Origin of the sequence: Serratia proteamaculans, assembly GCF_013337185.1 — a bacterium.
In the GTDB taxonomy this organism is placed as follows: Bacteria; Pseudomonadota; Gammaproteobacteria; order Enterobacterales; family Enterobacteriaceae; genus Serratia; species Serratia proteamaculans_D.
In genome coordinates, this window is the sequence record NZ_SWDE01000001.1 from 131698 (window position 1) to 157544 (window position 25847).

The 25847-nt window shown below is 53.1% G+C and carries 26 protein-coding genes; 11 read left to right on the forward strand and 15 right to left on the reverse strand.

Going from position 1 to position 25847, the window contains the following annotated elements; translation table 11 throughout:
- Window positions 1-28: 28 nt before the first annotated feature.
- The 6 genes from FCL49_RS00695 to FCL49_RS00720 form a co-directional block, all read right to left on the reverse strand.
- Complete coding sequence (locus FCL49_RS00695; protein WP_174352011.1) at window positions 29-589, reverse strand: 3'-5' exonuclease; 561 nt, start codon at window positions 587-589, stop codon at window positions 29-31.
- A gap of 62 nt (window positions 590-651) precedes the next feature.
- Window positions 652-2370, reverse strand: coding sequence for an ABC transporter permease subunit (locus FCL49_RS00700; protein ID WP_174352012.1), 1719 nt, complete (start codon window positions 2368-2370; stop codon window positions 652-654).
- Window positions 2370-3878 (reverse strand): ABC transporter substrate-binding protein, encoded by a 1509-nt coding sequence (locus tag FCL49_RS00705; protein WP_174352013.1) that lies wholly within the window; start codon window positions 3876-3878, stop codon window positions 2370-2372. Before FCL49_RS00705 ends, FCL49_RS00700 begins: the two co-directional genes overlap by 1 nt.
- Window positions 3879-3896: 18 nt before the next feature.
- A complete protein-coding gene (locus tag FCL49_RS00710) occupies window positions 3897-4679 on the reverse strand; it encodes an ABC transporter ATP-binding protein (protein WP_174352014.1) in 783 nt (260 codons plus the stop codon).
- Between the two features lie 13 nt (window positions 4680-4692).
- The gene (locus FCL49_RS00715) at window positions 4693-5502 is read right to left on the reverse strand and encodes an ATP-binding cassette domain-containing protein (protein WP_174352015.1); all 810 of its coding nucleotides are present in this window, start codon (window positions 5500-5502) and stop codon (window positions 4693-4695) included.
- A gap of 316 nt (window positions 5503-5818) precedes the next feature.
- Window positions 5819-6301, reverse strand: coding sequence for a hypothetical protein (locus FCL49_RS00720; RefSeq protein WP_174352016.1), 483 nt, complete (start codon window positions 6299-6301; stop codon window positions 5819-5821).
- 172 nt (window positions 6302-6473) lie between these two features.
- Between FCL49_RS00720 and FCL49_RS00725 the strand changes: the two genes are divergently transcribed.
- Both FCL49_RS00725 and FCL49_RS00730 read left to right on the forward strand, forming a co-directional pair.
- Window positions 6474-6767: a hypothetical protein gene (locus tag FCL49_RS00725; protein ID WP_174352017.1), complete on the forward strand. Its 294-nt coding sequence runs from the start codon at window positions 6474-6476 to the stop codon at window positions 6765-6767.
- Window positions 6768-7077: 310 nt separating this feature from the next.
- Window positions 7078-9195 carry a TonB-dependent siderophore receptor gene (locus FCL49_RS00730; RefSeq protein ID WP_174352018.1) on the forward strand — a complete coding sequence of 706 codons (2118 nt, stop codon included), beginning with the start codon at window positions 7078-7080 and terminating at the stop codon, window positions 9193-9195.
- Window positions 9196-9247: 52 nt separating this feature from the next.
- Here FCL49_RS00730 and FCL49_RS00735 read toward each other — a convergent pair whose 3' ends face one another.
- On the reverse strand, window positions 9248-9424 hold the full coding sequence (locus FCL49_RS00735; protein ID WP_012145459.1) for a GhoT/OrtT family toxin: 177 nt from the start codon (window positions 9422-9424) through the stop codon (window positions 9248-9250).
- Window positions 9425-9646: 222 nt separating this feature from the next.
- On the opposite strand from FCL49_RS00735, the gene FCL49_RS00740 reads away from it, so the two are divergent.
- The 6 genes from FCL49_RS00740 to FCL49_RS00765 all read left to right on the forward strand — a co-directional run bounded on the left by FCL49_RS00740 (window position 9647) and on the right by FCL49_RS00765 (window position 13540).
- Complete coding sequence (locus FCL49_RS00740; protein ID WP_006322621.1) at window positions 9647-9805, forward strand: YqaE/Pmp3 family membrane protein; 159 nt, start codon at window positions 9647-9649, stop codon at window positions 9803-9805.
- Window positions 9806-10139: 334 nt separating this feature from the next.
- Window positions 10140-10697, forward strand: coding sequence for a GNAT family N-acetyltransferase (locus FCL49_RS00745; RefSeq protein ID WP_174352019.1), 558 nt, complete (start codon window positions 10140-10142; stop codon window positions 10695-10697).
- A 154-nt stretch (window positions 10698-10851) separates the two neighbouring features.
- Window positions 10852-11541, forward strand: a complete 690-nt coding sequence (locus FCL49_RS00750) for an alpha/beta hydrolase (RefSeq protein ID WP_174352020.1) — start codon at window positions 10852-10854, stop codon at window positions 11539-11541.
- Window positions 11542-11700: 159 nt separating this feature from the next.
- Window positions 11701-12261 carry a fasciclin domain-containing protein gene (locus FCL49_RS00755; protein WP_174352021.1) on the forward strand — a complete coding sequence of 187 codons (561 nt, stop codon included), beginning with the start codon at window positions 11701-11703 and terminating at the stop codon, window positions 12259-12261.
- Window positions 12262-12326: 65 nt separating this feature from the next.
- Complete coding sequence (locus FCL49_RS00760; RefSeq protein WP_174352022.1) at window positions 12327-12881, forward strand: sigma-70 family RNA polymerase sigma factor; 555 nt, start codon at window positions 12327-12329, stop codon at window positions 12879-12881.
- Window positions 12878-13540 carry an anti-sigma factor gene (locus FCL49_RS00765; RefSeq protein WP_174352023.1) on the forward strand — a complete coding sequence of 221 codons (663 nt, stop codon included), beginning with the start codon at window positions 12878-12880 and terminating at the stop codon, window positions 13538-13540. The genes FCL49_RS00760 and FCL49_RS00765 overlap by 4 nt, the downstream gene beginning before the upstream one ends.
- Before the next feature lie 12 nt (window positions 13541-13552).
- Here FCL49_RS00765 and FCL49_RS00770 read toward each other — a convergent pair whose 3' ends face one another.
- The 3 genes from FCL49_RS00770 to yeaG all read right to left on the reverse strand — a co-directional run bounded on the left by FCL49_RS00770 (window position 13553) and on the right by yeaG (window position 18224).
- Window positions 13553-14125 (reverse strand): type 1 glutamine amidotransferase family protein, encoded by a 573-nt coding sequence (locus FCL49_RS00770; RefSeq protein WP_174352024.1) that lies wholly within the window; start codon window positions 14123-14125, stop codon window positions 13553-13555.
- An 831-nt stretch (window positions 14126-14956) separates the two neighbouring features.
- On the reverse strand, window positions 14957-16225 hold the full coding sequence (locus FCL49_RS00775) for a YeaH/YhbH family protein (protein ID WP_174352025.1): 1269 nt from the start codon (window positions 16223-16225) through the stop codon (window positions 14957-14959).
- Between the two features lie 64 nt (window positions 16226-16289).
- Entirely contained in the window at window positions 16290-18224 is a 1935-nt protein-coding gene (gene yeaG, locus FCL49_RS00780) for a protein kinase YeaG (protein ID WP_012145456.1), read from the reverse strand.
- A gap of 429 nt (window positions 18225-18653) precedes the next feature.
- On the opposite strand from yeaG, the gene FCL49_RS00785 reads away from it, so the two are divergent.
- Window positions 18654-19418 (forward strand): MipA/OmpV family protein, encoded by a 765-nt coding sequence (locus FCL49_RS00785; protein ID WP_174352026.1) that lies wholly within the window; start codon window positions 18654-18656, stop codon window positions 19416-19418.
- A gap of 115 nt (window positions 19419-19533) precedes the next feature.
- Here the strand turns inward: FCL49_RS00785 and FCL49_RS00790 are convergent, their stop codons facing one another.
- A complete protein-coding gene (locus FCL49_RS00790) occupies window positions 19534-20409 on the reverse strand; it encodes a D-hexose-6-phosphate mutarotase (protein WP_174352027.1) in 876 nt (291 codons plus the stop codon).
- 80 nt (window positions 20410-20489) lie between these two features.
- Window positions 20490-21485 (reverse strand): glyceraldehyde-3-phosphate dehydrogenase, encoded by a 996-nt coding sequence (gene gapA, locus FCL49_RS00795; RefSeq protein WP_012145453.1) that lies wholly within the window; start codon window positions 21483-21485, stop codon window positions 20490-20492.
- A 348-nt stretch (window positions 21486-21833) separates the two neighbouring features.
- Between gapA and msrB the strand changes: the two genes are divergently transcribed.
- Window positions 21834-22247 carry a peptide-methionine (R)-S-oxide reductase MsrB gene (gene msrB / locus FCL49_RS00800; protein WP_174352028.1) on the forward strand — a complete coding sequence of 138 codons (414 nt, stop codon included), beginning with the start codon at window positions 21834-21836 and terminating at the stop codon, window positions 22245-22247.
- Between the two features lie 64 nt (window positions 22248-22311).
- Window positions 22312-22584 (forward strand): YeaC family protein, encoded by a 273-nt coding sequence (locus FCL49_RS00805; protein WP_012145451.1) that lies wholly within the window; start codon window positions 22312-22314, stop codon window positions 22582-22584.
- A gap of 37 nt (window positions 22585-22621) precedes the next feature.
- Here the strand turns inward: FCL49_RS00805 and FCL49_RS00810 are convergent, their stop codons facing one another.
- The 3 genes from FCL49_RS00810 to ansA all read right to left on the reverse strand — a co-directional run bounded on the left by FCL49_RS00810 (window position 22622) and on the right by ansA (window position 25803).
- A complete protein-coding gene (locus FCL49_RS00810) occupies window positions 22622-23902 on the reverse strand; it encodes a glycoside hydrolase family 18 protein (protein WP_174352029.1) in 1281 nt (426 codons plus the stop codon).
- Window positions 23903-24131: 229 nt separating this feature from the next.
- Entirely contained in the window at window positions 24132-24764 is a 633-nt protein-coding gene (gene pncA / locus FCL49_RS00815) for a bifunctional nicotinamidase/pyrazinamidase (RefSeq protein ID WP_174352030.1), read from the reverse strand.
- Between the two features lie 22 nt (window positions 24765-24786).
- Complete coding sequence (gene ansA / locus FCL49_RS00820) at window positions 24787-25803, reverse strand: asparaginase (protein ID WP_174352031.1); 1017 nt, start codon at window positions 25801-25803, stop codon at window positions 24787-24789.
- Between the last annotated feature and the right edge of the window lie 44 nt (window positions 25804-25847).

Genomic DNA, 25847 nt, shown 5'->3' on the forward strand with positions numbered 1-25847 from the left:
TGCCGCCGGTACGCCAGTCTTGTTCTATTTATGACGCAGCGGCTTTGCGATAGTAAAGTGCCGATACCGTATCCGCCACGTAACGCGCCTGATGTTTGGCGTCATCCAATGCCCGATGGGGCGTGCCTTCAAATGCCCGTTCTTTCTTCGGGTTAAAGCCCAGCATTTCTGCCAGGGTGATCACCGTGCGCACATCTTGCGTGTCCCAAAACTTCCACGGACAGGGCATTTCAAGCTGCTGGAAGGCATGCTCGAGAATGGCGCAATCGAACTCCTTGCCGTTGCCCCAAACCTTGACCTTATCGGTGCTGTTCATATGGATAAATCGGCTCAGGTTGGTCAACGCGCGTTTGAGGCTTTCTGTGCCGCCGAAAGCCAGCTTGCGCGCTTCATCCGACTGTTTCGCCCACCAGGCAACGGTATCCAGGCTGATGGTTCTGCCGGGCTGATCTTTTTGGCTGCTGACGGCGTTTTCAAACTCTGCGCCGAGCTGCCCGGTTTGGGGATCGAAAAATACCGCGGCGACCACCAGGATCACCGCGCTGGGTTTTATATCCAGCGTTTCAATATCTAACATCAGATGGTGCATTGGGTCTCCCGGCCGGTTGAGGTAATGCATAATATTACTACAAACCGGACCAGGATGCGCCGTCAGCCCCGACGGTTGCCGGTGGTATTGGCCAGCGTTACTGCAAGCACCGCCAGCAATATCAGAGCGATGGCCGGTGCCAGCACTCCCCATGGCGCCCGTTCGATATAAGGCATGCCTTCCGCCAGCACCAGCCCCCATTCTGCGCTGGGTGGCTGCGGGCCCAGACCAAGGAAACCCAGGGCGGCCAGCGCCAGCGCAATGCCCGGCAGGCGCAGCATGGCATGGCGCAGCAGTGGCCCCCATAACGCAGGCAACAGGTAATGCGTCAACGTACGCAGTCGACCCATCCCCAACACCGGCAACATGCGAATATAGGGCTGCGTGCGGGCCTCCATCAGCAGCGAAGCGCAATGGGCGGCCAGCGGAGCCCAACTGACCAACATCACCGCGCAGGCGGCGCCGTAGGCCGAAGGGCCGCTAATGGCGACCACCAGCAGGCCTGCGATAATCGGCGGTGTGGCGTTGGCCAGTTCAATCATTCCGCACATCAGACGGGGCATCAGCCCGAACATGATCCCGAGAAACAGCGAAGCGAAGCTGACCCCCAGTGCCAGCAGGCTGGTATTCAGCGCACCGTAAGCGACGCGCGCCAGAATATCGCGACCGGTGGCGTCGGCACCGAAGGGCAGATCGAGGCTGGGCGGCTGCAGGCGAATATGCAGTGACGAGAGTGGATCGCGAATGATCCCGCTCAGCACCAACAGGCATAACAACAGTGCGGCCAAGGCGGCGAAAACGTAACTGCCTTTGCCGCTGTGCTGTGGCGGCGTCGAATTGGCCAGGCTTGGCGCAACCCGACCCAGCAACAGATAATGCGCGGCCTGTGCAAAAAAACCGGTGCTGAAGGCGATCAGCAATAAGATCAGAATGCCGCATTGCAGCGTTGGCAGATCTTGCGCGATGGCGGCACCTAATGTCGCTCTGCCCAGACCGGGAATGGCGAACACTTTTTCGACGGCGATGGCACCGCCGGTAAGCCCAACCAGCACCAAACCGATTTGCGGTAACAAGGCGGGTAGCGTGCGGCGCAACACTGCCAGCAGACAATGCCACCGGGAGATACCGGCCAGGCTCCAGGTGATTAGCCAGCGCTCGGATAAGGTCGCGGCCAGGCCGTCACTGAACAACAGGCCCAGCAGGCCGCCGGCAGGTAAACCCAATGCCAGCGCCGGCAGCACTACATGGCGCAAACTTTGCCAGCCGTAGGGGGGAAACCAGTTTAGCCAGACGGCACCGAGGATCAGTAACAGCGCGGCCAGCAGGAACTCGGGCAGGGCGGTCAGCGCCACCGCCAACACGCCTGCAGGGCGGCGGTTCTCGCCATGCAAGCCGCGCCAAAGGGTTGGCAGTGCCAGTAATAATGCGACCAACAGCGCTATCGCCAGCGCGTAGCCCATTAGCGTCAGAGAAACCCCGGTAGCCTGTAACAGCCCCTCCAGTACCGGACGACCGGAGATCCAGGAATGACCGGCGTCGCCATGTAATACGCCATTAAGCCAGCGGCCAAGCAGTATCAGCGGTCCGTCGTCCAGACCAAAGCGTTGGCGAATGGCATTCAGGGCTTCGGGCGTCGCTTCCTGTTCGGCCGAGCGAGCTCGCAGCAGGCTAAGTGCCGGGTCGCGACCGGATAGCCAGGGCATCAGACCGATCAGAGATATCATTGCCGACAGGGCAAACAGGCGCGAGGCCAGTGGCAATAGCCATTGGGCCAGTCGCATCAGGGCTGTCCGCTGGCGATCATGCTGCGCGCTGTCACCAGTTGGCGTTCTCGCGGATCGCGCTCTGCGTTCTTCATGTCCGCGGTTTCCCCCTGGATCACTCGTTCATGCAGTAGCGGGATCGCGGCATGAGTGGCCAGGATGCGGTTTTCCGCCGCCATGATCGCCTGGCGTCGCTGTGCACCAGCCGCAATAGCGGCAGCCCGGGTTAAAGCCGCATCCACCTGGGGGTCGCACAGTTGGGCGATATTGAACGAGCCCTGACAGGCGAAATCGCTGAACATATAAGCCAGTGGATCGCCGGAGTCCAACACCGTGGCTCGCGACAGAATAAATGCGTCGAATTTGCCCGCCAGCGCATCGGCTTCAATATGCGCATATTCCCGCACTTCCTGTTTCACCACAAAGCCTGCCGCGCTGAGCTGTTGCGCCAGATAAACGGCGACTTCCGGCAACTCGGCGCGATCGCTGAAGGTGGCCAGAGTGATTATTTGTCCCTTCACCGTCGTGGTGGGCAGCAAGGGTTGCGGCTGTCGCAACGGTGCCGCCCAGGGCAGTGCCGGGCCAAGCAGCCCGCTGGCGACATCGGCACGGCCTTCGTAGACATTGTCCACCAGAGGCTGACGCTCAATAGCCGCTGCGGCGGCGGCACGCACCTGCGGATCGCGAAAGGCACCCACTCGGGTGTTCAGATACAGGGTGTTGGTGCGCGGCATCGGCACTTCATGGATCAGTTTTGCTGCAATCAGTGGCAACTGTGATACCGGCACGGCTTCAACCAGATCGGCACTGCCAGTGCGCAGGGCTGCGGCACGGGCGGCGCCGTCCGGTACAAAGCTGACGTCAATGCCTGGCGCTGCGGCTTTTTGGCCCCAATAACCGTCAAAGCGCTTGAGTCGCGCGCTGCTGGTCCCGTTGATTTCCGTCAGTACAAAAGCGCCGGTCCCTGCCTGCAATGGATTAACCACACCGTTGGCACCGTAAGCCCGTTCGGCAAGGATAGCCAGTTGTGGGCTGGACAGCCGCTGCGGAAGTAAAGGGTCGGGTACCGCAGTGGAGATGATCACGGCGTGATCACCTTCTGTACTGACTGATAATTCAATGCCGTCAAGGATGCGTGGTTTTGGCGCGGCGTTGATTGCCGCCGAAAGTGAGCGTACGACGCTTTGTGCTGTCATTACACTGCCGTCGTGGAAGCTAACCCCTGGCCGCAACACAAAGCGCCAGCGGTGTTGATCTATCTGCTGCCATTCGGTGGCCAATGCCGGTTCGGCATCACCATTGGCGTTCAGCAGCACCAGCGTTTCGGTATTGCTCCAGCGCGAAAGCTTAAACGCATCATCGCTGAGCGGCGTAAGGCCGGAACGAGGCGGTTGCAGCATGGCCAGCCGGATGCGCCGTTCTTCGCCGGCACCGGCTTTCGGTTCGGCAGGGTCAAAACAGCCGCCAAGCAGCAAGCTGCCGGCGAGCAGGCAGCCGGTGGGGCCAATAAAGCGCGGATTCAACATGAAAAAGTCCTCAGAATGTCAGGGCTGATAAAGGGCGGGTAACGATGGAATTGCAGCCAGCAGTTCGCAGGTGGCGGTATGCCTGGGACTGCGCAGCAGTTCATCGGTTGGGCGATCTTCCACGATGGCGCCGCAGGCCATCACCAGCGTTCGTTGGCATAGGGCGGCGACCAGTGAAATATCATGGGAGACAAGCAGCATGCCCATATTTTGTTGACGAGTAATCTTGTCGAGCAGGCCAATGATCTGCTGACGCAGCGGCAGATCCAGACCGCTGACCGGTTCATCGGCGATTAAAAAAAGGGGTTGTAGGGCGATAGCACGTGCCAGCGCCACCCGTTGAGCTTGCCCACCAGAAAGTTGGCCGGGACGGGCGTGTAGCAGGTCCTCATCCAATTCGACCTGCCGTAATGCCCGTTCAGCGGCAATGCTCAAATCTTGCGAGGGTGCCAGTTGACGCAGAGGAGCAATAATCAACTCGGCCACGGTGTGGCGCGGGTTAAGTGAAGCATGGGCATCTTGTGGTACGTATTGCACCAAACGTCGATACCAGCGTAATTGCCTCATGGAGGCAGGGCGGATGGCGTTGCCCTGGCACAGGATATGGCCGGCATCCGCTGTATCCAATGCCAGCAACAGCCTGAGTAGCGTCGATTTCCCGGCGCCGGAGCAGCCTACCAGTCCGACGCGCTCCCCTGGGTACAGATTCAGGTCGGTGGGTTTTAGTCCGTCAGACTGTGATGAATATCGGAGGCAGACTTGCTGCAGGCTGATGAAGGGCAGCGTTCCACTGATTGACATGCCATTCACTCCGTTAACCTGCCAGGCTCAACGGCGATGTCTGTTTGAAGGCTGGACGCTGCGCTGTAGCAACCAACTGCCGGGTATAGGGGTGAGCAGGGTGATGCAATAATTGTGCGAACGATCCTTGCTCGACTATTTTGCCATCCACCATGACGATGGCACGCTGACACAGGTTGGCGGCAACGGTGAGATCGTGGGTAATAAACAGCAATGCCGGTGCGTGAGGACGTTCGGTGTAAGCTTTCAGGATAGCGATCAGTTGATGTTGGCTGACCATGTCCAACGCAGTGGTGGGCTCATCGGCGATTAGCAGGCTTTTCTCACCCACCAATGCCAGCGCTGCGCAGACTCGCTGGCATTGTCCGCCAGACAGTTGGCCCGGATAGCGTGACATGATGATCTCTGGTGGCAAGCCTAATGCCGCCAGCAACTCGGCGGCGCAGCACTGTGCCGGTTGTTTTTTCATGTTGTTCTGACCGCGTATTGCGAGAATTAGCTGCTGGCCCACTCGGGTCAGAGGATTGAGACTGGTAAAGGGATCCTGAAAGATGGCCGCCAGTGCAGGGTGTTTGCGCTGTTGTAAACGCTGGCCACAGAGTTCTTGTCCTTGCAATCGTATTGAGCCGCTTACTACTGCGCCAGCCGGTAACGTCCCCAAAATGGCGGCGGCAGTGAGTGATTTACCTGAACCCGATGCACCCAACAGACACAGACGTTCGCCGGCATACAGAGTAAAATTCAAATCGTGAATTTTGACGTCTCCGTCGAGCGACAGCGTCAGGTGTTCTACGGTGAGTAACGGCGAGGTTTGGTTATCCATTGACGCATCTTTTTGGGTTTATTTGTTATGTGATAACATAACATTTGTGAGTTCGAAATAACCAGCGGATTTATGAAATACTTTGAAATAGTCTAAAGCGGGGTAAGCAAGGTATGATGCTGAGGGTTTTGTTGTCAGGTTGGTCTTATCGGTGAGAACGCTTATTTTTATTTTGTGTATGGCGGGTTATCTGCTGGTGTTGAGTTACCTTGGTGTTTTCGTCACGGATAAAATATGTGAGAAATCCAATAACTACACCAAGGTGTGCCGCCTGGTCGATATTTCGGAGCCGCATATTCCAAAGTAAATTCGGCTGTCAGCTCAGATAATCAGCGGTGATAAGCGGCGTCAACAGCCCTGATAATGCGGCCAGCGTTGCCCATTGTCGCCACCCAAGGCGTGCCAACCAATCCTGGCGCAGTGGTGGTGTCGCAAGCTGACCCACGGCAACCGTACCGGCCAGCAGCAGCGTCAGAAAAATGAATACCAACCCACGACTCCATGCATTGAACTCGATGTGCAGCACATTGGCGTAGTACAGCCGCATCAAAATATAATAAGCCAGCATCAGCCAGGCGAAATGGGTACGTTTTTTCAGCACCTGATAAAGTAGAAATGCGATGAAAATGCTGTGGCACACAGAGATCAGTGGCGCTTCAATGGGGCGCCTGACGCAGCCGTTATACACCGCCAGATAGATATTAAACACCAACTGGGCATAGATGGTATAGATATACCAGCCATAGATGATTTTGAGCTTTTTGGGCGTTGGCGGGGTTGGGCAATAATCCGATATCATTGGAGCCTCCTGAGCTGACTAGCGTTATACCACCTAAAAACTAAATGAAAATTAAACGCCAAACAGGCTTTATTTTACCCCCTGACCTGGAACTAAGCCGCATTCGCCAGGTCTGTTGAACGTTGCAACACGTAAGGTGTTTTTATGTGCTCCATAATGGTAATTCATTGATATGAAAGATTATAAAAGCGATAGCTCCGCCGTGTATCTGTTGATTATCACCCTGGGACTCTATTTTTTCCTGCCACCGGCGCTGGTCGCTTTCTTCTTTGATTGGTTAAATCTCAACCCCTTTAGCATTATTCGCTTCTGGCATTTTAATCCGTTTTCCGCCGACCGCGGCATTCCTCTCTATCAAACCTTTATATACATATTAATCTTATGGGTTATAGCGAATATTCTGCTGGCGCTTATTTTGCTGATGGCTCGACGTCTCTATGTCCGGTTAGTCAGAAGAACTCGTTGAGCACGGGCACCAGATAGATCAATTTGCTTCCAATTGGTATGCCAGCCAAATGCTGGCATTAGTTTGATGACCAATACCCCGAAATTTCCGTAATCAGTCCAGGGTTTTTACCTGCGACAAGTTAGTTCGCCTGCTGATAAAAAGTATCCTCATGCTTGTAATCCCTTATCGATAAAGATAATAATTATCATTAATATTTCCTTTTCTTTACATACAGCCCACCGATAGAACTTTTGCACTCTTGTCAGCCAGCGCTGCTGATGGGGGCGGGTCGGGGGTGACTTAATGATACTTACCGGGGATTATAAATATGCAGATGATTTTTCCTGTCAAACGGTCGCGTGTTTTGTGTGCGCTCGCGATGTTCCTGCCGCTGACCTCGCTTGCCGAAGATACCCTGGTGGTTACCGCCAGACCTGCGGATACCGCCGAGTCTGCGACTCAAGGCTATCAGGCGACCACCAGCCAGGGGGCGACCAAAACCGACCAGCCGCTGATCCTGACGGCGCAGTCTGTTTCTGTGGTGACACGCCAACAAATGAGCGATCAGAATACCCAAACGGTTAACGATGCACTGAAATATACCCCGGGCGTTTTCACCAACTTCGCCGGCGGTGCGACACGCTATGACACCATTGCATTGCGCGGTTTCCACGGTGGAGATGTCAATAACACCTTCCTCGACGGTCTTCGTCTGTTAAGTGACGGCGGCACCTATAATGCCTTGCAGGTTGATCCCTGGTTCCTGGAGCGTATCGACGTCATCAAGGGGCCTTCTTCCGTGATGTATGGGCAGAGCATTCCGGGCGGGCTGGTGGCCTTGACCTCCAAGCGCCCGCAGTTTGCTACGCAGGGAAAGGTTAATCTTTCGGCAGGCAATAACAGCACCAAGGGCGCGGCTTTCGATGTGACCGGTCCTTTGTCGGAGCAGTGGGCTTATAGGCTGACCGGAATGACGCGCAGCAGCGATACCATGTATGACCATCAGCGCGAAGAACGTTATGCAATTTCGCCGTCACTGCTGTGGCAACCAGATGAAAATACCTCACTGTTACTGAAAGCTTACCTGCAAAAGGATCCGTCCGGCGGTTATCACAGTGCCGTACCGGCAGATGGCAGTCTCTATTCCAGCTCAGGCGACAAACTGGATCGCGGATTCTTTGATGGCGAGAGCAGCCGTAACGTCTTCAAACGTTGGGAGCAGATCTACAGCTACGCCTTCTCACACAGCTTTAATGACGTTTGGTCATTTCGCCAGAATGCCAGCTATACCCATTCTAACGTTGAATTGCAGCAGGTTTATCAGATTGGTTGGGATCAGGATCACCAGTTACTGAACCGCTATTACAGCGGATCGGCAACCTCACTGGACGCATTCGCCGTCGACAACCAACTGGAAGCCGACTTTGCTACCGGGCCGCTGGATCACCGAGTGATGCTGGGCCTGGATTACCAGCGTTTTCGTAATAACCTGTGGGATGAGTCTGCTGAGGCCTCTCAATTGAACCCTTATACCGGTGTTTCGGGGGGCGCGGGGTTGACCAATCTGACGCATACCGATTCCCGCCGCCACTATGAACAGATGGGCGTTTATCTGCAGGATGAAATCAGCCTGCAGAACTGGTATCTGAATCTGTCTGGTCGTTTTGACCGTATGGAGGCCAAAAATACGGTGCTCAACACCGGCACCAGCGATGAACGTCGTGACGATAACTTTAGCGGCCGTGCCTCGTTGCTGTACCGCTTTGACAGCGGTTTCTCACCTTACGCCAGTTACAGCACTGCGGTGACGCCGGAAGCGCTGTCCGATCAAAACGGCCATATGCTGAAGCCGAGCACCAGTGAGCAGTACGAGGTGGGGCTGAAATATCAGCCGCCGGGCAGCTCATCAATCTACAGCGTGGCACTGTATGACCTGACGCAGAATGACGTCGCCAACCGCGTGGTGCAGCAAAGTTATTATCTGCCCGCCGGAAAAGTCCATTCTCAGGGGATTGAACTGGAAGCTCGCAGCAAGTTAACCGAACATCTCGATCTGATAGCAGGCTACACCTACAACAAGGTGAAGTTTAAAGATGCGATTGACGGCAACAACGGCAATACGCCGTATTTGGCGCCGGAGCAAATGGCTTCGCTGTGGGGCAAATACGCCACCATCTACGGGGTGGATCTGGGGGCTGGGGTGCGTTATATCGGCAAGCAGTGGGCGGATAACGAGAATACGCTACGTATTCCTTCGGTGACGCTGGTGGATGCTTCGGTGCGGATGAATCTGGATGCTGTTAACTCATCGTTGAAAGGCGCTTATGTGCAGTTAAACGTGAATAATCTGACCGATCGAAAATACGTCGCGGCCTGTTATGGCACCGGTTATTGCTATTGGGGGGCAGAACGCTCCGTGCTGGCGACGGTAGGGTACGATTTTTAAGGGAAGGCTCATCACTGCCCCGTCGGTCTTTGGCGGGGCGGTTGCTCAAGCGTTAAAACAAGGAGAACATCAACACTACCGGTAGGCTTAATGGCCAGGTCAGGCCAATGGTTAACGCACTGATAAAACGAATTTTAATGGTATCCCGGCTGACCAGATAGGTAAAAATCATAGAAACTAACAGGCCAATTAAATAAAAGTATTGTGTTGCTACCCACAGCGACGACATGAAACCAATCCCAGTTGTATTTTTAAGCCTTAAATTTTAAGGGCTCAATCCCACATAATCAATGCTTATTAATTCTTTCTTTTATTGACGATATATAACCACAGTTTTTGTAGATATATACCAATTTAACGGTTTTATAAGACTCTCTGGAGAGAGCGAAATTTGAAAATGTTAAGCATATGTAATATATTGGTGTCTTATAAAGCAAAATGAGGCGTTATTATGAGCTTTTGGAGAATCGTATTTACCATCATCTTGCCCCCTTTGGGTGTACTGCTGGATAAAGGGATCGGCGGGGCGTTTATCCTCAACATTATTCTGACTCTGCTCGGCTACTTCCCGGGCCTGATCCACGCATTCTGGATCCAGACCAAACAGTAAGGGTTTTACGGGCATATCGCCCAGGGAAGCTGCTGTTCAGCGTAACGCTATCAACCCTGGTATGGGCACATGCCGGGGTTTTTATCTTTGAAGGGGCTAATGAATATTGAGGCCGTAGACAAACAACCATGAAAAAAACATCGCCAGCAGGCCTGCAATAAAAAGAATGGAGATCATTTCCTTCACTGAATAATTCCCTTTTGATTTCGTTGAAATTACTTCTCATTGTTTTTTCATGGGATTTTAGATCGTAATAGGTAAAAATCCTAGTTTTAATGTGGTGGTGTGACTCTTCATCGACCAAAATACAGCACTTGCATAGGAGGTTTACCCCTTGGAAATCCCTGTTTTAAACAGCCGCCGTCTGGTATTACGCCCGCTGCAGGCTGATGATGCCGAAGATATTCAGCTTATGTTTCCGCACTGGGAAATCGTACGTCTGATGACCAGCCAAATTCCTTGGCCATATCCTGATGGTGCAGCACTTGAGTTTATAAATAATGTCGCATTACCGGCGATGGCTGCGGGTAACGGGTGGTTTTGGTCTATCCGACGTTTGGAGGATCAACGACATTTGATAGGTGTGATTAACCTTAGCCTGGGTGGCAACAGCAATCGTGGTTTTTGGTTAGCACAGCAATGGCAACGCCAGGGATTGATGACTGAAGCCAGTCAAAGCGTCACGGACTTCTGGTTCAATGTGTTGGGGCAGGAGGTATTGAGAGTATCCAAGGCAAAAGACAATCTGGCATCACGTTGTATTTCTGAGCATAACGGTATGAGCGTGGTTGCCACTCAAGAAAATGACTATATCGTTGGACGCATGCAGACGGAAATCTGGCAGATCAGCCGGGCCGAATGGAACGCCAGAAGGGATATGATGAAGGGCTAACTATTCGTAGCTATTGCTGAAAGCTGCTGATGTGAACTATATACAACAGGGCATATAAGGCGTTTTGGTTTGGTGCAGATGGCGCTGGAAGCATGGCCATGTTGATTATCGGGTCTGGTGTAGCGCCTCCACGTGGTTAAAGAGGGAATTTGTAATGAATGCAAAACCTACAGTAGTCCTGGTTCATGGATTTTGGGGCGGTGCAGCGCACTGGAGTAAGGTCATTACCGAATTGTCGCATAAAGGATATCACTCGATTCATGCCGTAGAGATGCCACTGACATCGCTGGCCGATGATGCAGAGCGCACGCGCAAGATGGTGGCACAGCAAGAAGGGCCGGTGTTATTGGTCGGGCACTCTTATGGTGGCGCGGTAATCAGCGAAATGGGCAATCTGCCTAATGTGGTCGGGCTGGTGTTTATCGCTGCCTTTGCGCCAGATGCAGGGGAAAGCCCTGGCGGCATCACCCAGCAACATCCTCCGATTGCGGCGGCGAACCTGGCACCGGATAGCGATGGCTATTTATGGATTAAAGCCGATAAATTTCACGAAAGCTTCTGTCAGGATCTTTCCGCCGATGCAGCACTGGTCATGGCGGTAACGCAGAAGGCACCGCTGGCCAGCACCTTCGGCAACGAGATCACTGAACCGGCCTGGAAGCACAAACCTTCCTGGTATCAAATTTCAAGCAATGACCGGATGATTGCACCGGAAAATCAACAGCATATGTCGGCGCGGCTGAAGGCTAAAAAAGTCATTACGCTGAATGCCAGCCATGCATCGCTGGCTTCTCATCCTCGAGAAGTGGCAACGTTGATTGACGATGCGGCTAACGCCTCGTAAACGCCCATCGTTCAGACCCCGCTACTGCGGGGTTTTTTTATGCCCTGATATGGGAATAATAAAAATTATTCTTGCTGAGCTGCATCCAAAAACATCTCCTCGTACGTATATCCGAATGTGAGGCAAAACTTCACCTCTCTTACCTTCGAGGAATTGGTCATGAAAAAGCTCATTACTGGCGTTATATGTGCATCGGTACTGTTCAGTGGCGTGTCTGCCGCTGCCATGATGTCTGATCAAGTCATGGTAGGTGGCGCCGCCATGTACCCAAGTAAAAATATTGTCGAAAATGCCGTTAATTCTAAAGATCATTCGACTCTGGTGGCTGCGGTCAAGGCGGCGGGGCTGGTGGATACCCTACAAGGCAAGGGGCCGTTTACCGTATTTGCACCGACCAACGCGGCCTTCGCCAAATTACCGGCCGGCACCGTAGACAGCTTGTTGAAACCCGAAAATAAGGCTTTGTTGACCAGCGTGCTGACCTACCACGTGGTGGCAGGCAGATATGATATGAAGCAGTTGGAAAAGAAAATCCATGACGGCAAGGGTTCTGCTGAATTGAAAACGGTGAACGGACAGCCTTTGTGGATCATGAGTAACGGGCCACATAATATTCAGCTTAAAGACGGAAAGGGCAATATTGCCAATATAAGCACCTACGATGTATTCCAAAAAAATGGGGTGATTGATGTTATTGATACCGTCCTGATGCCTAAATAAATTAGGGCTATACTTGCTGCGGGTGTTCTGAGTGTCAGTCACCCGCGGTTTAATCAGGATGGAACATGACAGCACCTTTGGCAGAAGATGATGTGGCGATGATGAAAGCTATAGGTCGTGGCGATCGTCAGGCCTTTGAACAGCTTTATCGCCAAACGTCACCGCGTTTGTTTGCTGTTGCCATGCGTATACTCCGTAGGCAGTCCTGGGCGGAAGAAGTGTTGCATGAAAGCTTTATCAGCGTTTGGAACCGGGCAGCCAGTTACGATCCACAGCTCAGTTCCCCTCTGACCTGGTTGACACACATTGTGCGTAACCGTGCCATCGACTGGCTACGCGGTTCGAGTGGGAAGGCGGCAGAACGCGAGGATGAGTGGGGGGATCTTGACGGTGCCAGCCTCATTGAACCGGTTGAAGAGTTACAGCGCTCGCAGGAGGGACAAAAGCTGACGGCGTGTTTAGATAATTTGCCCGTCGATCAAAGGCAAAGTATTGTGCTGGCTTACTATCAGGGTATGTCGCACGGCGAAGTTTCTGTTTATCTTCAACAGCCGCTTGGCACGGTGAAAAGCTGGATCCGCCGAGCTCTCGATCATCTAAAAGACTGCGTGGGATTATGAAAAACCGGGGGGAGTACGACTCAGCCCTGGCCGCGGAGTATGCACTAGGCACGCTGCGTGGCCCGGCGAGATTCAGGCTGGAACAGCGGATCCGTCATGAACCGGAGCTGGCCGCTTTGGTGGCCCGATGGCAGGCGTTGTTGTCTCCTCTGGACAGTGCGTTGATGCCAATAACACCGCCTGAACGGGTGTGGAAAAAAATCCTGCTTAGTCTGCCAGCTGAATCCCGTCAAAGCCGCTGGCGTTGGGATTATCTTGCCTGGGCACTGGCTGCCGGTTTAGCTGCTGTAATATTGGTGCCGCGTTTTATCACATCGCCGCAGGAGTTTAGCCCGGCGGTGGTGCTCACCAGTAGCCAAACCGGTAGCGGGCAGTGGATTGTGAGTCTGGACAAAGCGGCAAGCCATCTGCAACTAACACCGGTTAATCCGCAGCCAATCGCTGTGGCAAAAAGTTTGCAGCTCTGGGCAATACCTGCCGGGGGGAAACCTGTGTCATTGGGGGTGATTGCGTCACAACAGGTCACCAGATTGCCACTGGAGCAGATCCAGTTGTCCAGCGGGATGACCATCGCTATTAGCCTGGAACCGGCTGGCGGCTCGCCAACCGGACAACCGACGGGACCAGTACTGTACAGCGGGCTGTTAGCCTCGTTGTAGTAGCCTATAGTGTTAAACCGACTTACGATGTTCGGCCGCATGCATCGCCAGATAGGTTTTGAGATTATCGTCACCAATCCCCAGAGTTGCTAAAATCTCGGCCATAAAGCTGACTGGAGCGCTACCGGGGGCGGTGATCACGCGTCGATCGGCCACGGCGTAAGGCACATCCTGATAGTACGCCGCCCCACGATAATTGAGCTGCGACAGGTTTTCCGGCGAATTGGAAGTATGGCGGAGGTTATCCAGCACACCCGCTTGTGCCAATACGCGGGTTCCATCGCAAATGCCGGCGACAACGATGTTTTTCTCATATGCCTGTGCAACCAGCTCGGTGATATTGGGTGCCTGTTCTGTTTGCCATGCGGTGCCGCCACAAACGATCAGCAGGTCGATTTCATCCAGTCGGATGGACTCGATTGACAACTGCGGAGTCACCAGCATGCCGCTGGAAGAGGTGACCTGAAGCCCCTTGGGTGAGGCAAAACGGGTGTCGAAGCCATAATAACCACGACCGGTTGAGTTGATCAGTGCGGTTTCCCAGTCGGAGAAATTCTCGGTAAGAATGGTGATAACTCGTGTCATTGGCGCGTATTTCCTTGTGCATTTGGTCATGGGCGTGGAGGTTTTCTCCCGCAGGAATACCCAGTCTAAGGGTGAGCACTGCCAATTTCTGTCAGTAGGGTTTGCGACCGATCATTGTGTTCAATAGCACGGTTGATATCAAAAAAATCCCGCACAGCGGCGGGATTAAGGGATGATAGCGACAAACTGGATGTTGTTCTGATTATGCGGTGTTGTGTGTTTCCAGACCACGACAGTAGCGCACCTGAATTTCGACGACAAGACGAAAAACTGCAATAGCGCAGCTATCAGAATATCCTCATAAGAAATTGAAATTGTTTGCTAAATGGTTAACTCAATGGAAAGGGGCACAGCCTGATAGCGATTATTGAGCCACTTCCTTGTGGAGAGGCGTCCTAGCGTCGTCTCCGCTTGGTGTTGAAAGTAGTTCCCCTTCTTTGTCGCAAATACATGACAAAGGAAAATACAACAACTGCGATCAAAACGACGATGATTGCAACGGGAAGTAACTCCATGGCACTCACCTGAGATGGCAATTCGGTACACCATTAAATAGGACTTTTCCTAATCCGCGCAATAAACATTGCGTAGGGGAAGTGTAATTAGGAATTACCTTAGCTGGTGACCATCGAGCCTGTTCAGGAGAAAAAACTTTTAGATGAACAGTTACTTACAGCTTTATCTACGAGGTAAGGATAGTGAGGGAGGGATTTAATTGACCATGGCGTTAGGTTAAAGCTGAATTAAATCTTTCTCGTGGCAGTTTTCATTATTTTTGTAAAAGAAAACGGCCGATTAGTCTGATTAACCGGCCGTGGGTAAAGATGTTAATTATGCTGTCTGCTTGTGAAAAAGCTCGCGGAACACCGGATAGATATCGTCCGGTTCGCGGATATGTTGCATGGCAAAATTTTCGAATTTCGCCTGCAGATCTTCATACTCACGCCACAGTGTTTGATGGGCACGGCGGGTGATTTCAATATAGCTATAGTAACGCACCATCGGCAGCAGCTTCTTCGCCAGCAGTTCATGACACAGCGGTGAGTCATCGGCCCAGTTGTCACCATCCGACGCCTGTGCGGCGTAGATATTCCATTGTGCCGGGTCGTAACGCTCTTCAACCACTTCATTCATCAGTTTCAGCGCGCTGGAAACTATGGTGCCGCCAGTTTCCTGCGAATAGAAGAACTCCTGTTCATCCACTTCCTTCGCCTGGGTATGGTGACGGATGTACACCACGTCGACGTTTTTATAGGTTCTGCTCAGGAACAGATAGAGCAGAATATAGAAACGTTTTGCCATGTCTTTGGTGGCCTGATCCATCGAGCCGGAAACGTCCATCAGGCAGAACATCACCGCCTGGCTGGAGGGTTCGGGCCGACGCTCATAGTTCTTGTAGCGTAAGTCGAAGGTGTCGATAAAAGGCACACTTTCGATTTTTTTGCGCAGCTCGGCAATTTCCTTCCGCAGCCGTTCCTCTTCCAGCAGTTGCACCGGTTCGGTGTTTTCCATCTGGGTGAGTTCGTCTTCCAACTCATGCAAGGCGCGCCGTTTGCCGGCGGTCATGGCGGTTCGTCTCGCCAGTGAATTTTGCAGCGAACGCACTACGCTGATGTTGGCCGGCACGCCGTTGGCGGTGTAACCGGCTCTATGGGTCTTGTACTCGGTGAGCTGCTTGTACTGATTCTTTTTCAGGTTTGGCAACGCCAGATCCTCAAACAGCAGGTCGAGGTATTCATCCTTGGAGATCTGGAAGACGAATTCGTCCTCGCCTTCGCCGTCCTGGCTGGCGTTACCCTGGCCGCCACCACCGCCGCCGCCACCCTGTGGGCGCTCAACGCGGTCATTCTGGACAAAGTGGTCATTACCGGGATGAACGCGGTGGCGTGTGCCACCGCGACCCTGATGAAACATCGGTTCGTTGATATCGCCATTGGGGATCGAGACTGACTCCCCGCTGTCTACGTCGGTGACCGAACGCTTGTTGATGGCTTCGGCAATCGACTGTTTGATTTGCGACTTGTAACGACGCAAGAAGCGTTGGCGGTTCACCATGCTCTTGTTTTTACCGTTCAGCCGTCGGTCAATAAAATAAGCCATACTTCCCCCAAACGACGTTGCCAACTTTCTACGCCATCTCCATGACGCTAATTCTCATTAGACGTTATGAAGACTTTCTGACCCGCAGATACCATTCACACAGCAAGCGAACCTGTTTGCGGGTGTAGCCTTTTTCCATCATGCGATCGACGAAGTCGTCGTGTTTCTTCTGCTCGTCCGTTGAGGTTTTAGCGTTAAACGAAATGACCGGCAGCAACTCTTCGGTGTTCGAGAACATTTTCTTCTCGATCACGGTACGCAGCTTCTCATAGCTGGTCCAGTTAGGGTTGCGGCCACTGTTATTAGCCCGCGCGCGCAGCACGAAGTTGACTATTTCGTTGCGGAAATCTTTCGGGTTGCTGATGCCGGCCGGCTTCTCGATTTTTTCCAGCTCGGCGTTCAGCGATTCGCGATCGAACAGTTGGCCGGTGTCCGGATCACGGTACTCTTGATCCTGGATCCAGAAATCTGCATAGGTCACGTAGCGGTCAAAAATGTTCTGCCCGTATTCCGAGTAAGACTCCAGATAAGCCGTCTGGATCTCTTTGCCGATAAACTCGGCGTATTTCGGGATCAGATAGCCTTTCAGGTGTTCCAGATATTTCTCTGACTGATCCTGAGGGAACTGCTCACGTTCGATCTGCTGTTCCAGCACGTAGAACAGGTGTACCGGGTTAGCGGCGACCTCTGCGTGATCGAAGTTGAACACCCGCGACAGAATTTTAAACGCGAAACGGGTAGACAGGCCGTTCATGCCTTCATCGACCCCGGCATAGTCGCGGTATTCCTGATACGACTTGGCTTTAGGATCGGTGTCCTTGAGGCTTTCACCGTCATAGACGCGCATCTTCGAGTAAATGCTCGAGTTTTCCGGCTCTTTCATGCGAGAGAGCACGGTAAAGCGAGCCAGCGTTTCCAGAGTGCCTGGGGCGCATGGCGCATGGGTCAGCTCACTGTGATCCAGCAGCTTGTCATAGATTTTGATCTCTTCCGAAACCCGCAGGCAGTAAGGCACTTTGACAATGTAAACACGGTCGAGGAAGGCCTCGTTGTTTTTGTTGTTACGGAAGGTCACCCATTCTGATTCGTTGGAGTGAGCCAGGATAATGCCGCTGAACGGCAGGGCGGAAATCCCCTCGGTTCCGTTGTAGTTACCTTCCTGGGTGGCGGTCAGCAGAGGGTGCAGCACCTTGATCGGCGCTTTAAACATCTCTACGAACTCCATGATCCCCTGGTTGGCGCGGCACAGGGCACCGGAATAGCCGTAGGCATCCGGATCGTTCTGTGCATGGTTTTCCAGCTTACGGATATCGACCTTACCGACCAGTGCAGAGATATCCTGGTTGTTCTCATCGCCCGGTTCGGTTTTGGCGATGGCAATCTGTTCCAGAATAGAAGGGCGTACTTTGACTACTTTGAATTTGGTGATGTCGCCGCCAAACTCATGCAGGCGTTTGGCCGCCCACGGCGACATGATGGTGCCGAGGTAGCGATTCGGGATGTTATATTCTTTTTCCAGAATATTGGCATCCTCCTGCGGATTGAACAGGCACAGCGGGTGGTCGTTAACCGGGCTGCGTTCACCGTTGGCGCTCAGGGTGTAAATCGGCACCAGTTGCATCAGCGCTTTCAGGCGTTCCGCCAGCGATGATTTACCGCCGCCCACCGGGCCCAACAGATAAAGGATTTGTTTCTTCTCTTCGAGGCCCTGAGCGGCGTGTTTCAGGTAAGAGACTATCTGCTCGATAGCTTCCTCCATGCCGTAGAACTCTTCGAATGCCGGATAGCGTGCGATCACGCGGTTGGAGAACAGGCGAGACATGCGCGACTCAAGCGCAGTGTCGACCATTACTGGTTCACCGATAGCCATCAGCAGACGTTCGGCCGCATTGGCATATGCACTGCGATCTTGCCGGCAAATGGTAAGAAAGTCCTGCAGTGTGAACTCTTCGTCCTTGGCAGCTTCGTAGCGCTGGCGATAGTGGTCAAATATGTTCATGGCGATGCCCGTCCTTTCGTTATTAGCACAGGTTAAAGGGAGCTGGTGATAGTGTTTTGGCTCCCGAAAGAAGAAGTTATCCCTGAGTACAGCAACTCGTATGCCAACTTGGTGCGCTTATTATCGCGAGTTGCGCTGTATTGCCACTGGCTCAGGATTTATTCACCTTCTGATTTAAGCTTAGTTTGCATACCAGAAAATTTCCTGCGTGGTAAAAAGCTTTTTTTAAGTCATATCAATGACTCAGTTATTACAGGGATAGCCAAATGCCTTGTCTGGCGCGGCCTGCGGCAAAAAACGTCATGGTTCTGCCATGATTAATTCATATTTAGGTTCTAAGTTATTCGATCTTGGTCGTTTTCTATTGTAAAGATTCAGCGCGTCACGAAATTCTCACATAAACTAAGCACGCTATTAACTCTGTTATTTATGGAAAAAGAACCAGTGAAGATTTTTAAACTCAAAACGCTAGCAATTATCGCTTCCGCAATGGTTTGTGCGCAAAGTGCTCAGGCAGGAACTTGGTCACTCGGCGCTTCCGCGCTGGTTAGCCCGGACCCGTATCGTGGTTATCAGGACCGCGTGTATCCGGTACCCGTCATTAACTATGAAGGTGATGACTTCTACTTCCGTACGCTGACCGCTGGTTATTACCTGTGGAAAGATCAGCAAAACCAACTGAGTCTGATGGGCTACTTTTCACCGCTGGGCTATCGTCCGGGTGACAGCGACGACGACCGCATGAAGCAGTTGAACAAGCGTCGCGGTACGCTGATGGCCGGTCTGGCCTATTCGCATTTTGCCGAGTGGGGCATTCTGCGTACCACCTTTACCGGTGATACGCTGAATTACAGTAACGGTATGGTGGGTGATTTCGCCTATCTGTATAAATTTGATCTGGGCGATTTCACCCTGGTGCCTGGCGTGGGCTTGGCCTGGAGCAGCAAAAACCAGAACAAATACTACTACGGTATCAGCGAAAACGAGTCCCACCGCAGCGGCCTGGACAGCTACACGCCGAGCGATAGCTGGGCACCTTATGTTGAGCTGAGCGCCAACTATAAGATTAACAAAGACTGGGACGCATTCTTCCTCGGGCGCTACATCAGCCTGTCCAGCGAAGTGAAAGACAGCCCAATGGTGGATAAATCTTACACCGGGGTGTTGATGACGGGTGTGAAATACACCTTCTAATCGAGGGTTGCACCAGTATCGGGCAATGTATGCATCATAAAGGGGCGCTAGCGCCCCTTTTGCACATCTGTAGTGCGTGGTTACTGGGCGGTACTGTTCACCGCCCTTAACGGGATCAGGCGTTGTTACGAATACGGAAGGTCACGGCCAGTCGGGCCGGCTGTTCACCTGCAGCCACCAGGGGTTTACTTACGCGACCGGTTTCTACACAAACCATGGTTTTATAACCGTCATTCGGCATATCCGCCATGCTGCAAGAGAGCTCCACACCCGGGTTCCAGGCAATAACGTCACTCATGTGATGGTGATGAACCTCAATGGTGCGCTGTAATGATGCATCCTTGATCAGGCTGAACGCGTCCGGTTGGGTATAAACCCGGTCGGTCTGGCCGACGAAGGTCACGTCACCCACCTGGTGTGCTTGTGCACCAGCGGCCACTTTATCAATGTAAGGTTCGCCGAGACCCGCTACCTTGACCTGCGCAATATCACCAATCTGGAAGTAAGTGTGCAGGGCTGCGGTCGCCTGATAGTCGCCGTGGGACTCCAGCTCGATTTCACATTCCTCACCCAGTTTGAAACGGGCGATCAGCGTGAAGGCATGTGGCCACAGGCTGCGGGTCTGCTCATTGTCTTTCAAGGTGAAGGTCAGAATAACGCCGTTGTCGTCTTCATCATGCGCCGTCAGAGTCCACGGCTGATTGCGTGCGAAACCGTGCGAAGGTTTTGCCACCGGGCCAAACCAGGGCCAGCAGATTGGCACGCCGCCACGGATGGCATTGCCCTTTTTAAACGGTGTATTGTTGCTCAGCCAAATAACCGGTTTTTCACCGCTAGGTTGCCAGGCCAACAGATGTGCGCCCTGAAGGGAGATAGCAGCACGCACTTTCGGATGGGAAACCACCACGACAGGCAGCTCATCGAGCTGGCGCTGACTGATAAAAGGGGAAATCTGTTCGGTAACGGGTAGGGTGAAAATCTTTTCGTTCATCGGGTTGCCTTTTGTTCGCTGTAGAAACAAAAAAAGGGCGACAAAAATGTCGCCCTCATCATCAGCTTAACATCAATCCATTATTTGGAGATGTGAGCGATCAGATCCAGAACCTTGTTGGAATAGCCAGTTTCGTTGTCGTACCAGGAAACCAGTTTCACGAAGGTGTCGCTCAGAGCGATACCGGCTTTGGCATCGAATACGGAAGTCAGAGTTTCGCCGTTGAAATCGGTAGAAACTACTTCGTCTTCGGTGTAGCCCAGCACGCCTTTCAGCTCGCCTTCAGAAGCGGCTTTGATAGCAGCACAGATTTCTTTGTAAGAAGCTGGTTTTGCCAGACGAGCAGTCAGGTCAACCACAGACACGTTCGGAGTTGGAACGCGGAACGCCATACCGGTCAGTTTGCCGTTCAGTTCTGGGATAACTTTACCTACTGCTTTCGCAGCACCGGTAGAAGAAGGGATGATGTTCTGGGATGCGCCGCGGCCGCCGCGCCAGTCTTTGTGAGACGGGCCATCAACAGTTTTCTGAGTTGCGGTAGTTGCATGCACAGTGGTCATCAGAGCTTCAACGATACCGAACTTGTCGTTGATAACTTTAGCCAGTGGTGCCAGGCAGTTGGTGGTACAAGAAGCGTTAGAAACGATTTCCTGGCCAGCGTAGGATTTGTGGTTAACACCCATAACGAACATTGGGGTGTCGTCTTTGGATGGGCCAGTCAGAACAACTTTCTTAGCGCCTGCAGCGATGTGTTTACGTGCAGTTTCGTCAGTCAGGAACAGGCCAGTTGCTTCAGCAACGACGTCAACGTTGACTTCGTTCCACTTCAGGTTAGCCGGATCTCTTTCTGAGGTACAACGGATGGTTTTGCCGTTAACAACCAAGTGGCCGTCTTTAACTTCTACAGTGCCGTTGAAGCGGCCGTGAGTAGAGTCATATTTCAGCATGTAAGCCATGTACTCTGCGTCTAACAGGTCGTTGATTGCAACGATTTCGATGTCAGAACGTTCTTGAGCAGCACGAAAAACAATGCGACCGATACGGCCAAAACCGTTGATACCTACTTTGATAGTCATATATTCCACCAGCTATTTGTTAGTGAATAAAAGGTTGCCTGTAAAATTACAAAAACCTTACCAAGCGTCAAGCGGAATCGTGTCAATACTTGCTGCAAATCAAACCTGGAAGCCGGGTTTGAGTGCTTATTGCACATTCCGTTTGCGTTCGGCCTCATCCGTTATATGGGGTCAAACCGCTAAGTATAAAGTCAGCCCGTGTAAGATATGTGATCGGCATCACAAATCATCGTGGCGTGACCTTTATGGGCTACAGTTTAGGCCAAAAAGCGCTGCAGTGTTGTTAATTTTTTGTTATTATTACTCATTGTTTTCGTTGACATTATCCACATTCAGAGAAACGCACAAATGGCTAAAGAGACAACCCCTGACCATCCGGCCACGGAACTGAATGAAATCCAACGTTATGTGACTCAGGAACGTGGTACCGAGGCGCCGTATTCCGGCAAATTGCTGCACAACAAACGCGAGGGCGTGTACCATTGCCTGTGCTGCAACCATCCGCTGTTCTACTCCGACAGCAAGTATGACTCCGGCTGCGGCTGGCCGAGTTTCTATCAGCCGGTTTCCGACGATGCTATTCGTTATCTTGATGATAATACGCATAATATGCATCGCGTTGAGATCCGCTGTGGGCATTGCGACGCCCACCTGGGGCATGTCTTCCCCGATGGGCCACAGCCAACCGGCGAGCGTTTTTGCGTTAACTCGGCGTCGTTGAGCTTTACCGACGATGAGAGCGGCGAAAAAACGGCCGGCTGACGGATTATTCAGTGAGAAAAATCGATTCAGCTAATTATTCTTCCACGAGTGAGGAAATGCTCTGATGGACGTAAAAGATCTGATTGCCGCCATGACGCCGGAAATCTATCAGCGACTGGTGCTGGCCGTTGAGTTGGGCAAGTGGCCGGACGGCGTGGCACTGACGCCGGAACAGAAAGAAAACAGTCTGCAAGCGGTGATGCTGTGGCAGTCATTACACAACGCTGACCCGCAGCACATGAGTATTGGCACCGACGGGCAGATAGTGATGAAGAGTAAGCAGGAGCTGAAACAGCAGTTCATTGCTGAACCGCTGGTCAAGTTAAAACCACAGTAAATCTGACAGCAGGGCGATGCTCGCATCGCCCGCTGAGTTACCGTTTCCCGCCGTTAATCCCCAACGACTCCGCCAGTTGATGCGCTAACCGGTTATTGTCGTCTGCGCCATATTCCCAGAACATCGCACCGCCCAATCCCTTGCTTTTGATGTAGTCAGCCTTGAGTTCAACCGAACGCGGGTTCTCGTAGGAAATAGCGAACAGCGGCTTACCCTCGGCGGATTTCATCGTCAGGTAAGGCACCTGGGCGTCATTGTCCCAATGGGCGGTGAAGCGCCGTTGTGGATCGTTTAGCAGCTTGCTGACGATATCGTTGTATTTGAAATAGCTGTCCTTGGTCAGGTCCAGCCCCATAGCCTTGAACACAGCCGTTTCATGGGCGGTGAAGTAGGGTTGGGTGACCGGGTTTTTGGCCGCGTCCGCTTTGTCCCAATCGATGCCCGGCTCGGTCGCCCGTTTTGGCACCCGGCCATAGAAACCAATCCCCAGATTCAACTGAGCTGGCTTTAACCCGGCGGCAAGATAGTTATCCACCACAAAATTGGCGCTGTAACGATCGGCAGCGGCGACGGTTGGCCATTGTTTGGAGTCATACAGATTGGAGTTGAAGTATTGGGTGCCGTACGCCATGTCGTAAGTCATCAGGTTGATGTAGTCGAGGTAGGGCGCAATGCCTTTAACGTCGACCCATTCCTGCGGGCTTTTCACGTTGGCCCCGACGGCGATGGTCAGCAACTTGCCTTTATCCAGCGCTTTATGTAGCTCAGCCAGCAACAGCGTGAAGTTGGCACGATCTGCCGGTTGGCTTTCGACCAGCCCCCAGGCACCGTTAACCGGGTATTCCCAGTCGAGATCGATGCCGTCCAGATGATATTGCTTGATGACCTGTTGTACCGAGCGGATAAACACCGCCCGACTTTCCGCTGTGGCAGCTGCGCCGGAGAACCCGCGCGCGCCCCAGCCACCGACGGACAGCAAGACTTTCAGCTCCGGGTTCTGTTTACGCAGAATCGGCAACAGTTGCAAATCCGCCATCACCTTGGGTGACAGATAAATTTGGTGCAGGCGGGACGGATCTTTTAGCGCCGGGTTGGTTTCCTGTTTCTCGTCGTTGTAGATCAGACCGAAAGAGTAATTGAGGTGGGTAATTTGTGTGACGTCCAGCTTGTTGATATCGCCGCCAGGGCCGGCGGTAACATCACCGCCGCCGTTGAAATAACCGACGGAAAGGTAAGAAGCGGCATGAGCCATGCCGGCACCAGCCATACCAAGCTGTACCGCTACCAGTAAAGGCAGCAGTTTACGGGTTAATACCATGTCATCTCCTTTGGTCGGCAAGGCCGACCGAAACCGCCTGAGGCGGTAACATAAAGCCGGGCTCAATGGGCCCCGGATGCGTATAACTTACTGATGCCAATGCATCAGCGGTCATAACAGCAAAAGCGCCGCACGTGAACAAGATGTAATCACAGGAGAATGGTTGGAATGTGAGCGATGTCGAGGTTTGGATCAGGGGAGGGAAAGGGCGCAAAAGCGCCCAAGAGTATCAGTGGGCAATAAATTGTGACAGGGTAACTAATTGCGCTCCAGCCTGTTGCATTACCCGGAGCGCTTCCTGACTGTCGCCGGGCTGCAAATCAACCCCGCGGCAGCCGTCGGTAATCACCGTAGTTTTGTAGCCCAACTCCAGCGCATCCAGCACGCTGAATTTTACGCAGTAGTCGGTCGCTAACCCCATAATCGCCAGATGACTAACGTTCTGCGCTTTCAGCCAGCTGTCCAACTCGGTGTGCGAGCGGTGACTGTTGTCGAAGAAGGCGCTGTAGCTGTCGATAGCCGTATTTTGCCCTTTACGGAACACCGCGATAATCTCCCGTTGGTGCAATTGCGGATGAAACTCAGCGCCCTGGCTTTCCTGTACGCAGTGCACCGGCCACCAAACCTGCGGCAACCCCTCCAGCTCACCCAGGGTGCCTACTGGTGCGTTGGCATTTACCGCAAAGCTGCGGTGATTGGCGGGGTGCCAGTCCTGGCTGGCGACCACCGGCTCACCGCGTGCGTTGCAGGCCGCTATGGCCTGATTGGCAACGCTAATCACGGCATCACCTTCGGTCACCGCCAATGCGCCGCCGGGGCAAAAGTCGTTTTGCAAATCGATAAGCAACAGCGCTGTTTTCATTGCGACTCCATGGTGTGTAGGGTTAACCGCTAATGCTCAATTCACCGCGCAGGTCCTGTTGCATCAGGCTGCGGATTTGTTCCGGCGTCAGGGGTTGGCTCAGCAGGTAGTGCAGCTTGGTCAATGCGGCTTCGACCGTCATATCAAACCCACTGATGACGCCGGCATGGGCCAGCGCATTACCGGTGGCGTAGCCTTCCATATTGACCCGCCCGGAGATGCACTGCGTCAGGTTGACCACCACAATGCCGCGTTCAGAGGCATCGCGCAATTCATCCACCAGCTCTGCTTTTTGCGGTGCGTTGCCTACCCCGTAAGAGCGCAGGATCAAGGCTTTCACCGGTTGTAGCAGGAAATTGCGTACTACCGCGCCGGAAATGCCTGGGTAAATGGTCACCACACCGATTGGCTGCGGCGTAATGTCATGTACCTTGAGCTCGCCATTGCAGACCGGGCTGTCGATGCCGTTCTGGCGACGAATATGAATACCGGCCTCCAGCAGCGGTGGCAGATTGGGGGAAGCAAAGGCGTCGAAACCGTCAGCATGCGCCTTGGTGGTACGGTTGCCGCGGAACAGCTTGTTATTGAAGAACAGGCTGACTTCATTCACCGGATGGTTGGCTGCCAGATAAAGCGCGTTCAGCAGGTTGGTCTGGCCATCGGAACGCAGTTCCGCCAGTGGGATCTGAGAACCGGTGACAATCACCGGCTTGGCCAGGTTTTCCAGCATGAACGACAGCGCCGAGGCGGTGAACGCCATGGTGTCGGTACCGTGCAGGATCACAAAGCCGTCATAGCGGTCATAATTGAGTTTGATATCGTCGGCGATGTGCTGCCAGTCTTCCGGCGTCATGTCGGAGGAGTCGATCAGCGGCGCATATTCATGAATGGTGAAGTCCGGCATTTCCGGGCGGTGGAATTCCGGCATCAGCGCCAGTTGCCGCTGCAGGTGGCCGGAGACTGGAATATAGCCGTGCTCAGAACGCTGCATGCCGATGGTTCCGCCAGTGTAGGCGACGTAAATCGATTTCTTTTGCATAGTGATTGTTTTAACAGAAATAAGATGGGCTGAATTATAGGGGG

Bases quoted from the DNA above. Each gene is read 5' to 3' on its own strand.
- FCL49_RS00790 (WP_174352027.1), bottom strand. From the start codon at position 20,409: ATGAACGAAAAGATTTTCACCCTACCCGTTACCGAACAGATTTCCCCT.
- FCL49_RS00730 (WP_174352018.1), top strand. From the start codon at position 7,078: ATGCAGATGATTTTTCCTGTCAAACGGTCGCGTGTTTTGTGTGCGCTC.
- gapA (WP_012145453.1), bottom strand. From the start codon at position 21,485: ATGACTATCAAAGTAGGTATCAACGGTTTTGGCCGTATCGGTCGCATT.
- FCL49_RS00705 (WP_174352013.1), bottom strand. From the start codon at position 3,878: ATGTTGAATCCGCGCTTTATTGGCCCCACCGGCTGCCTGCTCGCCGGC.
- FCL49_RS00720 (WP_174352016.1), bottom strand. From the start codon at position 6,301: ATGATATCGGATTATTGCCCAACCCCGCCAACGCCCAAAAAGCTCAAA.
- msrB (WP_174352028.1), top strand. From the start codon at position 21,834: ATGGCTAAAGAGACAACCCCTGACCATCCGGCCACGGAACTGAATGAA.
- FCL49_RS00695 (WP_174352011.1), bottom strand. From the start codon at position 589: ATGCACCATCTGATGTTAGATATTGAAACGCTGGATATAAAACCCAGC.
- FCL49_RS00740 (WP_006322621.1), top strand. From the start codon at position 9,647: ATGAGCTTTTGGAGAATCGTATTTACCATCATCTTGCCCCCTTTGGGT.
- FCL49_RS00805 (WP_012145451.1), top strand. From the start codon at position 22,312: ATGGACGTAAAAGATCTGATTGCCGCCATGACGCCGGAAATCTATCAG.
- pncA (WP_174352030.1), bottom strand. From the start codon at position 24,764: ATGAAAACAGCGCTGTTGCTTATCGATTTGCAAAACGACTTTTGCCCC.
- FCL49_RS00755 (WP_174352021.1), top strand. From the start codon at position 11,701: ATGAAAAAGCTCATTACTGGCGTTATATGTGCATCGGTACTGTTCAGT.
- FCL49_RS00810 (WP_174352029.1), bottom strand. From the start codon at position 23,902: ATGGTATTAACCCGTAAACTGCTGCCTTTACTGGTAGCGGTACAGCTT.
- FCL49_RS00700 (WP_174352012.1), bottom strand. From the start codon at position 2,370: ATGCGACTGGCCCAATGGCTATTGCCACTGGCCTCGCGCCTGTTTGCC.
- FCL49_RS00760 (WP_174352022.1), top strand. From the start codon at position 12,327: ATGACAGCACCTTTGGCAGAAGATGATGTGGCGATGATGAAAGCTATA.
- FCL49_RS00715 (WP_174352015.1), bottom strand. From the start codon at position 5,502: ATGGATAACCAAACCTCGCCGTTACTCACCGTAGAACACCTGACGCTG.
- FCL49_RS00785 (WP_174352026.1), top strand. From the start codon at position 18,654: ATGGAAAAAGAACCAGTGAAGATTTTTAAACTCAAAACGCTAGCAATT.
- FCL49_RS00710 (WP_174352014.1), bottom strand. From the start codon at position 4,679: ATGTCAATCAGTGGAACGCTGCCCTTCATCAGCCTGCAGCAAGTCTGC.
- FCL49_RS00775 (WP_174352025.1), bottom strand. From the start codon at position 16,225: ATGGCTTATTTTATTGACCGACGGCTGAACGGTAAAAACAAGAGCATG.
- FCL49_RS00735 (WP_012145459.1), bottom strand. From the start codon at position 9,424: ATGTCGTCGCTGTGGGTAGCAACACAATACTTTTATTTAATTGGCCTG.
- yeaG (WP_012145456.1), bottom strand. From the start codon at position 18,224: ATGAACATATTTGACCACTATCGCCAGCGCTACGAAGCTGCCAAGGAC.
- FCL49_RS00770 (WP_174352024.1), bottom strand. From the start codon at position 14,125: ATGACACGAGTTATCACCATTCTTACCGAGAATTTCTCCGACTGGGAA.
- FCL49_RS00750 (WP_174352020.1), top strand. From the start codon at position 10,852: ATGAATGCAAAACCTACAGTAGTCCTGGTTCATGGATTTTGGGGCGGT.
- FCL49_RS00765 (WP_174352023.1), top strand. From the start codon at position 12,878: ATGAAAAACCGGGGGGAGTACGACTCAGCCCTGGCCGCGGAGTATGCA.
- ansA (WP_174352031.1), bottom strand. From the start codon at position 25,803: ATGCAAAAGAAATCGATTTACGTCGCCTACACTGGCGGAACCATCGGC.
- FCL49_RS00725 (WP_174352017.1), top strand. From the start codon at position 6,474: ATGAAAGATTATAAAAGCGATAGCTCCGCCGTGTATCTGTTGATTATC.